This window comes from Marinomonas sp. 63XJN7_7_ISO-PGPR-S23-202 (assembly GCF_056173505.1).
Map to the genome: position 1 here is coordinate 4,962,306 of NZ_CM149677.1, position 13,282 is coordinate 4,975,587.

Annotated in this window: 6 protein-coding genes and 3 rRNA genes; 2 read left to right on the forward strand and 7 right to left on the reverse strand. The window is 45.8% G+C overall.

Translation table 11 applies throughout. The features are described 5' to 3' along the window. Nucleotide 1 precedes the first annotated feature (1 nt). Nucleotides 2–904 (reverse strand): phytanoyl-CoA dioxygenase family protein, encoded by a 903-nt coding sequence (locus AC0VYG_RS22910; RefSeq protein WP_475430138.1) that lies wholly within the window; start codon nt 902–904, stop codon nt 2–4. Nucleotides 905–1,016: 112 nt separating this feature from the next. Here AC0VYG_RS22910 and AC0VYG_RS22915 point away from each other — a divergent pair, with 112 nt between their 5' ends. Then, a complete protein-coding gene (locus AC0VYG_RS22915) occupies nt 1,017–1,475 on the forward strand; it encodes a GNAT family N-acetyltransferase (RefSeq protein ID WP_475430140.1) in 459 nt (152 codons plus the stop codon). 76 nt (nt 1,476–1,551) lie between these two features. On the opposite strand, the gene AC0VYG_RS22920 is transcribed toward AC0VYG_RS22915, so the two are convergent. After that, nucleotides 1,552–3,273, reverse strand: a complete 1,722-nt coding sequence (locus AC0VYG_RS22920; protein ID WP_475430141.1) for an OpgD/OpgG family glucan biosynthesis protein — start codon at nt 3,271–3,273, stop codon at nt 1,552–1,554. Nucleotides 3,274–3,618: 345 nt separating this feature from the next. Here AC0VYG_RS22920 and AC0VYG_RS22925 point away from each other — a divergent pair, with 345 nt between their 5' ends. Further along, nucleotides 3,619–4,860, forward strand: a complete 1,242-nt coding sequence (locus AC0VYG_RS22925) for a uracil-xanthine permease family protein (protein WP_475430142.1) — start codon at nt 3,619–3,621, stop codon at nt 4,858–4,860. Nucleotides 4,861–4,939: 79 nt separating this feature from the next. Here AC0VYG_RS22925 and AC0VYG_RS22930 read toward each other — a convergent pair whose 3' ends face one another. From AC0VYG_RS22930 to AC0VYG_RS22950, 5 genes are all read right to left on the reverse strand, one after another. Then, nucleotides 4,940–5,422, reverse strand: a complete 483-nt coding sequence (locus AC0VYG_RS22930) for an N-acetyltransferase family protein (protein WP_475430143.1) — start codon at nt 5,420–5,422, stop codon at nt 4,940–4,942. An 86-nt stretch (nt 5,423–5,508) separates the two neighbouring features. Continuing rightward, on the reverse strand, nt 5,509–6,606 hold the full coding sequence (locus AC0VYG_RS22935) for a GGDEF domain-containing protein (RefSeq protein WP_475430144.1): 1,098 nt from the start codon (nt 6,604–6,606) through the stop codon (nt 5,509–5,511). Nucleotides 6,607–7,813: 1,207 nt separating this feature from the next. Next, nucleotides 7,814–7,928 (reverse strand): 5S ribosomal RNA (rrf, locus tag AC0VYG_RS22940). Nucleotides 7,929–8,114: 186 nt separating this feature from the next. Continuing rightward, a 23S ribosomal RNA gene (locus AC0VYG_RS22945) occupies nt 8,115–10,999 on the reverse strand. 359 nt (nt 11,000–11,358) lie between these two features. Further along, nucleotides 11,359–12,895 (reverse strand): 16S ribosomal RNA (locus AC0VYG_RS22950). Together the 16S, 23S and 5S rRNA genes form the textbook arrangement of a ribosomal RNA operon. Nucleotides 12,896–13,282 lie beyond the last annotated feature (387 nt).

Below are 13,282 nucleotides of genomic sequence, written 5' to 3' on the forward strand. Positions count from 1 at the left end.
GTTAATGTAAATCAAAGGCTGGAAACGCTCGATTATCTTGTGTTTGCAGCCAATTTTCGGCGGGATACTGACACTGCTGATCGATAACATGCAATGCATAAGCATGACGCGATTGTCCAGAGCGGTTCGCATAGCTTAAATGGGGAAACTCACCGTTAAGGACTACTAAACTACCTTTTGGCACAGGCAAGGCAACCAGTTCGTCTTGCTGCCATTGATGCTCTTTTAAGGTCACCATTTTCGTTTCAATACCATTTGGAGAAACGCGTTCAAAACGCTTCAACAACCCCACTTTGTGACCACCAGGAATCCCCCATAGGCAGCCATTTTCCAACGTTGCGTCTTCGATAGCAAACCATAATCCAATCACACTCATCGGATCCGTATACAAAAAGGTACTGTCTTGATGGCAATCAACCTCTCCACCGATGCCTGGCTGTTTAAAAATGTACATGGATTGTACAGCTCGTGGTGCTTTCATCCCAAGCCGCTCCAATAAATTCCCCCATATTGAAGACAGAGAGAAGTGACGAAAAAGGTCATCTTGAATATGCAAACCATGACCCGCCTTATTAATGGACAAAGACAAATCTTGCTTCAACTCACCCTGCTGATCAAAGGCTTCTTCCTCAAAGAAAAAAGAAATATTCTCAGAAGAGGCCATAAAATACTCATCAGTATGACGTGATTGCTCATTAGTGGTAAAAATAGAACGGACAGAGTCAGAGTCAAAACCTTCCAATAAGGTTTCCATTCGAGCTTTTAAGGCATCGCATACAGCAGGCGGCACCAAGGACTCTAAAACAACGTATCCCTCATCATGATATTGTTTCACTTGGTCGTCAGTCAGACGAATACGAGGCAGAGCGTTTAACATAGAAGTAACCAAAGAAGATGAAGACATTTTAATTCCCTATCACAATACCGAACAAATATACCTTGATCCTAGCAAAGTTCATATAAGAACACCCTATGCTATTATGCCCTCTTATTGCTTAATATTGGCAAGGGTCATTATGTCGTCTTTATTTTCACTCCCCATTCAAGTGCCGTCCTTATGGTTTCCTTTGGTTAAAAAGTTTTACCAAGCCCACTACCCTAGTGGCAAACCGAATAAAGCAGATCCAATTTGGGTGATCAAACAGCAAGGGCGGATTTTAAGTGCCGTTCGGTTAAAGCAACTTGATCAGTGCCAGCTCCTCACCGCCATGGTGACCGAACCAGACCATCGTGGTTTGGGTATTGGTCATCATTTACTTCACCATCTTCATGCCCCCTTAGCAGAGCGCCCATGCTACTGTTTCGCACTCTCACACCTTGAGCATTTTTATCAAGACAATGGTTTTCAAACAATAGACTCCGCACTGCTTCCTGATGAACTCTCTAGACGATTTACGGTTTATGTCGCTCAAGGACGACCACTCATTGCCATGCGTTATAATTCACAGCATAAGTATGCTGGTAAGCAGAAATAAAAACGCCAGCTTTATCGCTGGCGTTTTTATGGTCTCTATTCAATGGCCGTCTTCCAAAGAAGACACTTCGTTGACGTTAATTCAAGTGCCCCGCATTATGCAGTTCACGATTTTTCTTTAATGGCGGGTTCCACTGATAACTCCAAGTTTCAGACATTCGCTTACCATCAAGATCGAGATACACCTGCATATCGATTGGATTATCCGTTGCATCCGGCGGAACCACATCAAACATCACACGGTACTTATCGGAGTGATTGATTGGGCGTACAGACTCCAGTTCCACTTTTCCTTTTGACGTATGGATAACCGCTTTTAGCTTGCTACCATCACCAATCATGGGTAAATCACCGCCTGCAAAGTCAATCACAAAACGCTTGCTGTAATAGTGACGCTTCTGACCAATCACACCGCCAATACCTGTGAAAGTATCTTGCACCCGTGCTTCAGGTGAATGTTGTGGTGGATGACTTCCCCAATACATGTTGTAGCTGTACAACAACTCTTGACCCGGTTTGATTGGCTGTGCCGGATGCCAAAAGGCCACAATATTATCAAAGGTTTCATCCAAGGTTGGAATTTCTACGAGATCCACAGACCCTTTCCCCCAGTTGCCTATAGGCTCAATCCATAAGCTTGGGCGTTTCTCATAAAACACCGAGTCGTCTTGGTAATGATCAAAGTGGCGGTCTCGTTGCAATAAGCCAAACCCTTGCGGATTATCATCACTGTACGCGTTAAAACGAAGTTTTTTCGGGTTCGTCAAAGGGCGCCAAATCCATTCACCGGCTCCAGTGTGCATAGCAAGCCCATCTGAGTCATGAATTTCTTCACGCCAATCATAATTTGTCCGACGATCATTCTCGCCCACCATATACATACTGGTTAAGGGAGCAATGCCTAAACGCTGAATCGATTTACGTGGGTAAATTGCCGCATCCACTCTCATCTTTAATGGTTCACCTGGAGTGATATCAAAGCGATAGGCTCCAGACACACTTTTAGACTCCATTAAGGCGTATACCGTCACCGTACTAGAGCCAGGCTTTGGTTTTTCTAACCAGTAGTTAGTAAAGACTGGGAACTCTTCGGGCTGATCCAACGCCGTATCAACGGCCAAACCACGAGCAGACAAACCATACTGCATTTCACTACCAACAGCACGGAAATAACTGGCACCAAGAAAAGCGACAACATCACGCTTCCAATCAGTCGCAAATTGCATACGAAAGCCGGCAAAACCAAGGTCTTTTGATAGCTTCTTCGCGTCAATGCCTGATTTACCATAATCGAACATGGAAGGAGAATAATCGATCGGTATGACTTTACCATCCTTGATCTCATTCATATGGACAGGCGTGTCAAAGCCACGACCTAAATGAAAAAACTCCGTATGGAATAGCGACCCTTTTGTCTTCCATAGTGCCGCACTGTCTTTATATCGAATCTGTTGATAAGCATTCCAGCTCAAATCTTTTAAGCTATTCGGAACGTCACCCTGATGATTATGGTAAGGCTGGCTAGACAAATGGCGTGCATAACCTTTTAGCCATGCGTAGCTAAATGCCTCATTTCCTGGCGGGTTCACGGGGTTGGAGGAAGCCACCGAATTAGCGTCTGACGCTACCTCAGAAGTTGACGCATAAGCAGTCACACTAACCAACAAACTTACGGCTAATAACACTCGACTCGCGAGGCGTTGAAAACGAGGATAAGACCTTTGAGAAACAAAACTCGCCGAGATAAACATCGGGGACGGTGAGGTTTGTGTGGTTTTATCAATGCAATTGAATGGCATGGTTAAGACTCTTAATTTCCTATAAAGATGATTCATTCTATCGATTTAAAAATCACTCGTATATGAGCCTTCAGGTAAACAATTAACATATTGTCGCCTTTTACTTTGCCAAAATGTCAGATTTTTCTATATAAACGTCAGCTTTGTATCCAGCTGTAAAGTAAAATAACGGCCTCCCTGTTTGAGATGCTTTTTAACACTAAAATAATCGATAAAATGAGTGGTAAATAAAAAAGCCTTCAACTCTCTTGATATTGTCAACAAGCAATCAAACACATCGCTGGCACTCGTTTACACAACCCTATAGAATCCCGCTGACTTAAAAATACTATCAAGGACTGTTACATGAAAAATGCTATTTTAGGCGTGCAAATGCTCTTTGTTGCATTTGGCGCTTTAGTCTTAGTGCCATTATTAACGGGGCTAGACCCTAGTGTTGCCTTATTTGGTGCGGGTATGGGAACCTTGCTTTTTCAAATAGTAACGCGTCGTACAGTCCCTATTTTCCTCGCTTCATCCTTTGCTTTCATTGCACCCATTATGTATGGCACACAAACATGGGGGATTGCCTCCACTATGGGCGGATTAGTGGCTGCCGGATTTGTTTATGTCATCTTAGGTGCCTTAATTAAACTAAAAGGGGTTGGGTTTATTCATCGTTTATTACCCCCTGTCGTCATCGGTCCTATTATTATGGTGATTGGTTTAGGGTTAGCCGAAAACGCCGTGCATATGGCGATGGGAAAAAGTGGAGATGGCTCAACACAACTAGTGAATGGTGATGTTTCAATTTGGGTAGCGCTGGCTTCTTTACTCACCACGATCTTTATCAGCGTCTTTAGTAAAGGGCTGTTTAAACTCTTACCCATTTTTGGTGGCATTATCGTGGGCTATTCATTAAGCCTTGCTTTGGGAATTGTTCACTTTGACAACGTTAGCAACGCTGCCTGGTTTGCTATTCCTCACTTTACGATGCCTGAATTTAACATCAATGCGATCTTATTTATGTTACCGGTCGCTATCGCTCCTGCAGTGGAGCACGTCGGCGATATTCTGTCCATCTCCAACGTCACGGGTAAAGATTATCTAAAAAAACCAGGATTACACCGAACTATTGCCGGGGACGGTATTGCCACTATGGCCGCCGCCATGGTCGGTGCACCACCGAATACAACCTATAGCGAAGTCACTGGTGCCGTCATGCTAACCAAAGCCTTCAACCCAGTTATCATGACGTGGGCCGCGATCGCAGCGATCGTTCTCGCATGGGTTGGCAAATTAGGCGCCCTACTACAAACCATTCCACTCCCAGTTATGGGCGGCATTATGATTCTGCTATTTGGGTCTATTGCTGCGGTGGGTTTAAATACCTTAATCAAGAATCAAGTCGACCTTCATAAATCTCGTAACCTTGTTATCGTAGGCGTTACACTCGTATTTGGCATTGGTGGTATGGCGTTTGGCGTGGGGGGATTTAGTCTACAGGGTATCAGTCTATGCGGCATCGTTGCCATTTTGCTAAACCTTATTTTACCAAAAGATATTGGCGACACTCGCTTTGTAGATAATGCACAAATGGAAGAATAGCCTTTAAATAGAACGGTTAATTGAAAAAACGGCTTCATACGGAGCCGTTTTTATTAACGTTATAAGATATTCATCCACTCTAGGACTGGGCAAAATGCAGTAGTGCCTCTCCAGTCAATCGGTAACCTACCCATTCATCTTGTGACTGCGCTCCAATGGATCGATAAAACTGAATCGCAGGTTCATTCCAGTCTAATACACTCCACTCAAATCGACCGCATCCTTTACTAACCGCTATTTGAGCGAGATATTTCAAAATCGCTTTACCCGCGCCGGAGCCACGTGACTCAGCGGAGACATACAAATCCTCTAAATACAAACCATGCTTTGCAAGCCAAGTAGAATAGTTGAAGAAATATACAGCAAACCCAACTGGAACATTATCAATTGAGCAGATAACGGCTTTTGTTGTTGAATCCGTTCCGAAAAGAGAAGACTCAATAGACTCTTGTGTTGCCAAGACTTCATTTGCCGCTTTTTCGTAATGTGCAAGCTCTTTAATAAAACGTAAAATCAAGGCAGAATCACCTGAATGTGCCTCACGAATGGTTATCCCAGACATCTATATCTCCTTTTATATTATTCGCCGTCTTGAATTATTCCTAAATGGGTATGCATTTTAACAATCAACATTAAAACGTCGTTTTCTTAGAGCAAGGCCAAGTCAACTCCAGTATTGTCTGATTCTTTGTCCTTTATAATGTGATCAACCACCGTGTTTCGCCCCGCTTTTTTGGCGGCATACAAATGCTCGTCAGCAAGACAAAAAATATCAGAGAGACTCTTATCCGGTTGGGAGTAACCAATCCCTACGCTCACCGTCACCCTTATTTCACCGACGACCAGTTTACTTACCACTTCACGTAACTGGTTAGCGTAGTCAAATATCTCTTTTCGACTTTGATTCACCGCATAAACAATAAACTCTTCACCGCCCCAGCGACCAATAATATCTTTAGGGTTAATTTTTCGGCTCAGTAGTGAAGCGATATTTGTCAAAACCTCATCGCCTTTTAAATGGCCAAAACGATCGTTTACTTCTTTAAAATAGTCTATGTCCAACAGTAAAATAGCGAAGTCTTGCTGCCCTAGATGAAACTCTTGCTCCAATTCTTGGGTTACCTTTTCTAGCCCACGCCGATTGAGCACCCGAGTCAATGGATCAATATAGGCATAATGTTCCAGCATGGACACCTGTTGCTGTGCTTTGTCCTTACTCGATCGTAATTGAATTACCGTCCACAACAAAATAATGTACACAACATGCGCCACAGCAATATTCAACACCACTCCCAGACTATCCTCTATGGAATAATGCTGAATCAATGCAACAAAATGACCAATAACGGTCACGCTAAACGCCAGTATTGTCATCAGAACCGCTTTACGAACTTCAAGAAACAAATAAGCAATCACATAATTTAGCCCTAACCACTGAGCTGCATTGGAAAATATCCCATTAGTCGCCATATGATGCCAGATACTCGAAGCAATCAGATAACCAGCAACAATAGAATAGGTAACAAGATGTAAATACTGATCTGGCACTTTTTTTGTCATTGCCAGAAGGTAAACAACACTAAAACTCGATATACAAATGGGATAAGCAAACGCATCAAATGAAGCAATAATGCCACTGTTATAGTCAATAAACCAAATCACCGAAAAACAGACGATAGCGAGTAAAAGCAAACGCCGAAAAACAGCAAGACTCAATATGGAAGGGCCAGAAGGTGTGTTATTCATGTGTCAGCCATAATTATTTTTTATTTATAGAGCTTCCACGATTCGCCAGTAGCCTCGTAAGACGACAATAATATGACACATGCAAAGCTCACTACGTGCAGCTCACATCCTTGAACTCATCTAAATAAGACGCGATATGAAGAGATACAAAATAATATCTAAGCTTTTACTTACATATCAATAAGGTGTCATAGTATAAATATAATCCCTTTTTGGGAAGGGATATATGATATTGAAAATACGTAACTTCACGTTAATAGGAATCTTAGAGTCCCTAGATACATCGAATAATATAACTTAGCTTCACCATACTACTGGATCCACACAGATACATTGAGTCTGCCAGACAGTCAGAAAACCTGACAGGGTGAACGCTTTCGATGAGTTAACCACGGATGGGGGCCCTTGATATCACACCCTATCTTTGAAAAGATTAACTCAGATCAATCGTCACCTTGGCGTTTGATTCGCGCAGACGCGTTGAGCCTGCGAAACAGGTGCAAGCGAATACAATGGCAAGGTAGTCAGAAAAATAATGCGAGAGCCTCAAAGGGTGAACGCTTTCGGTGAGTAGACCGCTGATGGAATCCCTTGATCTAACGTTCTACCTTTGAAAAGATTAACTCAGATCAATCGTCGCCTTGCTATTGGATTCGCGCAGACGCGTTGAGCCTGCGAAACAGGCGCAAGCGAATACTATGGTAAGGTGACAATTTGCAAAGGCTGTAAGACCATGGATTACCGCCTTCGCGTTAATAACTGTCACTGTCAATGCAAAACTGACCCACTAACGGCAATTTAAAATTGACCCACCTGTTTAAATAAAGAGTGAAATAGATGAGTTGAATGAGAGAAAGGACACACTTTTGGGACGGTACCAAGAGTCACTTCTGAGTTCCGAGATGGGATCAGGTGGTTCAACCCGGCTGATGGTTTAAAACGTTTCTTGAGACGAAAAAAAGCCCTGACAGCATAAGCTATCAGGGGCTTTCTCAAATTAAATCTTGATAACGACCTACTCTCACATGACTTTCTAATTCAACCAAGCCCACACTACCATCGGCGATGGCAAGCGCCTGCGGCGAAAAAAGAGTCACTTCTGAGTTCGGGATGGAATCAGGTGGTTCAACCCGGCTGATGGTTTAAAACGTTTCTTGAGACGAAAAAAAGCCCTGACAGCATAGCTATCAGGGCCTTCTAAATTAAAGCTTGACGGCGACCTACTCTCACATGGGATCTCCCACACTACCATCGGCGATGGCGCTTTTCACTTCTGAGTTCGGGATGGGATCAGGTGGTTCAACGCTTCTGTGACCGTCAAGCAAACTCGTGTGCGCAATGCGCAAATTCGTTTACTTGTCTCTGTTAACAATTCATTTTGAAATAGCGACAATCAAGCGTTAAACCGGATCGTATTCTGTGTCTTTTGTGTGTCTTACAACCTCCATGGAAGGAGGAAGTGCTGGAATGGTCAGGAACCATCTCCAGTAAAACCACTTTGGTGTTATATGGTCAAGCCTCACGAGCAATTAGTATTGGTTAGCTCAATGCCTCACAGCACTTACACACCCAACCTATCAACGTCCTCGTCTCGAACGGCTCTTTAGGGAACTTATGTTCCAGTGAGATCTTATCTTAAGGGAGGCTTCCCGCTTAGATGCTTTCAGCGGTTATCCCGTCCGAACATAGCTACCCGGCAATGCCACTGGCGTGACAACCGGAACACCAGAGGTTCGTCCACTCCGGTCCTCTCGTACTAGGAGCAGCTCCTCTCAAATCTCAAACGTCCACGGCAGATAGGGACCGAACTGTCTCACGACGTTCTAAACCCAGCTCGCGTACCACTTTAAATGGCGAACAGCCATACCCTTGGGACCGGCTTCAGCCCCAGGATGTGATGAGCCGACATCGAGGTGCCAAACACCGCCGTCGATGTGAACTCTTGGGCGGTATCAGCCTGTTATCCCCGGAGTACCTTTTATCCGTTGAGCGATGGCCCTTCCATTCAGAACCACCGGATCACTAAGACCTACTTTCGTACCTGCTCGACGTGTCTGTCTCGCAGTTAAGCGTGCTTTTGCCTTTACACTCTATGCATGATTTCCGACCATGCTGAGCACACCTTCGTGCTCCTCCGTTACTCTTTGGGAGGAGACCGCCCCAGTCAAACTACCCACCACACAGTGTCCTCGATCCGGATTACGGACCTGAGTTAGAACCTCAAACATACCAGGGTGGTATTTCAAGATTGGCTCCAATAGAACTGGCGTCCTATCTTCAAAGCCTCCCACCTATCCTACACAAGTAGGTTCAAAGTTCACTGTGAAGCTATAGTAAAGGTTCACGGGGTCTTTCCGTCTAGCCGCGGATACACAGCATCTTCACTGCGATTTCAATTTCACTGAGTCTCGGGTGGAGACAGTGCCGCCATCATTACGCCATTCGTGCAGGTCGGAACTTACCCGACAAGGAATTTCGCTACCTTAGGACCGTTATAGTTACGGCCGCCGTTTACTTGGGCTTCGATCAAGAGCTTCGCTTACGCTAACCCCATCAATTAACCTTCAAGCACCGGGCAGGCGTCACACCCTATACGTCCACTTTCGTGTTTGCAGAGTGCTGTGTTTTTAATAAACAGTTGCAGCGGCCTGGTATCTTCGACCGACTAGTGCTTACGGAGCAAGTCCTTCACACCGGCCGGCGTACCTTCTCCCGAAGTTACGGTACCATTTTGCCTAGTTCCTTCACCCGAGTTCTCTCAAGCGCCTTGGTATTCTCTACCTGACCACCTGTGTCGGTTTGGGGTACGGTTCATGTATATCTGAAGCTTAGAAGTTTTTCCTGGAAGCATGGCATCAACCACTTCACCCAAAAGAGGGCTCGTCATCAATTCTCGGTCTTAAGAGGAACCGGATTTGCCTAATTCCTCAACCTACTACCTTAAACACGGACAACCATCGCCGTGCTGGCCTAGCCTTCTCCGTCTCTCCATCGCAATATACATAAGTACAGGAATATTAACCTATTTCCCATCGACTACGCATTTCTGCCTCGCCTTAGGGGCCGACTCACCCTGCCCTGATTAACATGGGACAGGAAACCTTGGTCTTCCGGCGGGGGAGGTTTTCACTCCCCTTATCGTTACTCATGTCAACATTCGCACTTCTGATACCTCCAGCCTGCCTTACAGCTTGACCTTCAACGGCTTACAGAACGCTCCTCTACCGCTCATCCTAAGATGAACCCGTAGCTTCGGTGTACAGTTTGAGCCCCGTTATATCTTCCGCGCAGGCCGACTCGACTAGTGAGCTATTACGCTTTCTTTAAAGGATGGCTGCTTCTAAGCCAACCTCCTAGCTGTCTAAGCCTTCCCACATCGTTTCCCACTTAACTGTAACTTTGGGACCTTAGCTGACGGTCTGGGTTGTTTCCCTTTTCACGACGGACGTTAGCACCCGCCGTGTGTCTCCCGCGCTAACACTCACTGGTATTCGGAGTTTGCATGGGGTTGGTAAGTCGGGATGACCCCCTAGCCCAAACAGTGCTCTACCCCCAGTGGCAATACGCGAGGCGCTACCTAAATAGCTTTCGAGGAGAACCAGCTATCTCCGAGCTTGATTAGCCTTTCACTCCTATCCACAAGTCATCCCCGGACTTTTCAACGTACGTGGGTTCGGTCCTCCAGTTAGTGTTACCCAACCTTCAACCTGCTCATGGATAGATCGCCCGGTTTCGGGTCTATTCCCAGCAACTAAACGCCCTATTAAGACTCGGTTTCCCTACGCCTACCCTATGCGGTTAAGCTTGCTACTGAAAATAAGTCGTTGACCCATTATACAAAAGGTACGCAGTCACGGAACAAGTCCGCTCCCACTGCTTGTACGTACACGGTTTCAGGATCTATTTCACTCCCCTCACAGGGGTTCTTTTCGCCTTTCCCTCACGGTACTGGTTCACTATCGGTCAGTCAGGAGTATTTAGCCTTGGAGGATGGTCCCCCCATCTTCAGACAGAATAACACGTGTTCCGTCCTACTCGTTTTCATGTCTAAGGCGTTTTCGTATACGGGGCTATCACCCTTTACAGCGATCCTTTCCAGAATCTTCTACTAACACCAAAGCCACTTAAGGGCTAATCCCCTTTCGCTCGCCGCTACTCAGGGAATCTCAATTGATTTCTTTTCCTAAGGGTACTTAGATGTTTCAGTTCCCCTCGTTCGCCTCGTTAAGCTATGTATTCACTCAACGATACCCGCAAGCGGGTGGGTTTCCCCATTCGGACATCTCGGGATCACAGTTTGTTTATCAACTCCCCCGAGCTTTTCGCAGATTACCACGTCCTTCATCGCCTCTGACTGCCAAGGCATCCACCGTGCACGCTTGGTCACTTGACCATATAACCCAAAGTAGTTTTTAGAGTGAAGTTACCTTCGCTCTCTACTTAAGTCACATACCAAAGAGCTTTTGTCTCTCTCTGGATTTACGATATTAGATCGTCACCCTCTCATCAGAAGGAAATAAGATGAGAAAAGTGCAATCCACCGGTTTGACGCTTGATTATCGTCTATTTCAAAATTCGAATTGTTAAAGAGCAAGTTTAGTGCAAAGCACTAAGTCAGAAACTAAAATGCATCTCATCACTCACCCAAAGGCGGAATGTGCTGCTTTAGCGTCTTGCTTAGGACTTTATCCTAATGCTTTTAAGATAGGGATCAGATAATTTGTGTGAACGCTCACCAAGCCTTCTATCGTTTAAGGAGGTGATCCAGCCCCAGGTTCCCCTAGGGCTACCTTGTTACGACTTCACCCCAGTCATTGACCACTCCGTGGTAAACGTCCCCCCTAAGGTTAGACTATCTACTTCTGGAGCAATCAACTCCCATGGTGTGACGGGCGGTGTGTACAAGGCCCGGGAACGTATTCACCGTGACATTCTGATTCACGATTACTAGCGATTCCGACTTCATGGAGTCGAGTTGCAGACTCCAATCCGGACTACGACGTACTTTTTGGGATTCGCTTACTCTCGCAAGTTCGCTGCCCTCTGTATACGCCATTGTAGCACGTGTGTAGCCCTACTCGTAAGGGCCATGATGACTTGACGTCGTCCCCACCTTCCTCCGGTTTGTCACCGGCAGTCTCCTTAAAGTTCTCGGCATTACCCGCTAGCAAGTAAGGATAAGGGTTGCGCTCGTTACGGGACTTAACCCAACATTTCACAACACGAGCTGACGACAGCCATGCAGCACCTGTCTCACAGTTCCCGAAGGCACAAACACATCTCTGCGTTCTCCTGTGGATGTCAAGAGTAGGTAAGGTTCTTCGCGTTGCTTCGAATTAAACCACATGCTCCACCGCTTGTGCGGGCCCCCGTCAATTCATTTGAGTTTTAACCTTGCGGCCGTACTCCCCAGGCGGTCTACTTATCGCGTTAACTGCGCCACTAAGTCATTACAACCCAACGGCTAGTAGACATCGTTTACGGCGTGGACTACCAGGGTATCTAATCCTGTTTGCTCCCCACGCTTTCGCACCTCAGTGTCAGTATCAGTCCAGGATGTCGCCTTCGCCACTGATGTTCCTTCCTATATCTACGCATTTCACCGCTACACAGGAAATTCCACATCCCTCTACCGTACTCTAGCCTGCCAGTATCCGGTGCCATTCCAAGGTTGAGCCCTGGGGTTTCACATCAGACTTAACAAACCACCTACGCGCGCTTTACGCCCAGTAATTCCGATTAACGCTCGCACCCTCTGTATTACCGCGGCTGCTGGCACAGAGTTAGCCGGTGCTTCTTCTGGAGCTAACGTCAAAATACTTGGCTATTAACCAAGCACCCTTCCTCACTCCTGAAAGTGCTTTACAACCCTAAGGCCTTCTTCACACACGCGGCATGGCTGGATCAGGGTTCCCCCCATTGTCCAATATTCCCCACTGCTGCCTCCCGTAGGAGTCTGGGCCGTGTCTCAGTCCCAGTGTGGCTGGTCATCCTCTCAGACCAGCTAGAGATCGTCGCCTTGGTGGGCCTTTACCCCACCAACTAGCTAATCTCACGCAGGCTCATCTAATAGCGGAAGGTCCGAAGATCCCCTCCTTTCCCCCTAAAGGCTTATGCGGTATTAGCATGCGTTTCCACATGTTGTCCCCCCCTACTAGGCAGATTCCTACGCGTTACTCACCCGTCCGCCGCTCGTCAGCAGGAGCAAGCTCCCCTGTTACCGCTCGACTTGCATGTGTTAAGCCTGCCGCCAGCGTTCAATCTGAGCCATGATCAAACTCTTCAGTTTAAAAGCTTGCTCACTCAAATTCTTACACTAACAATAACTTAATCGATCCATCATCAAAAATGACAAATCAACATAAAGCGAATTGACGTGTTTGACTCTCGTAAGACTTCAATTTTTTTGATCGCTCAGCGCCTCACTCAGTAAACTAAGCAAAACCCTGTCGATCTTCTGAAGGTCTCAGCGAGCGCCCACACAAATTATCTGATTATCTATTTTAAAGAGCGTTGCTAACGTTTTTTTCGAACCTCGTCTTCACTTAGTGTGAAGCGCTGTCCGTGTCAGCGAGGGCGTATATTAAGGATTCACAGATTTTCTGCAACCCTTTTTTGAGGTTTTTTAGAATTTTATTAGATTCGTGTGTTTTAAACGCAAAAATAGACTGTTTTT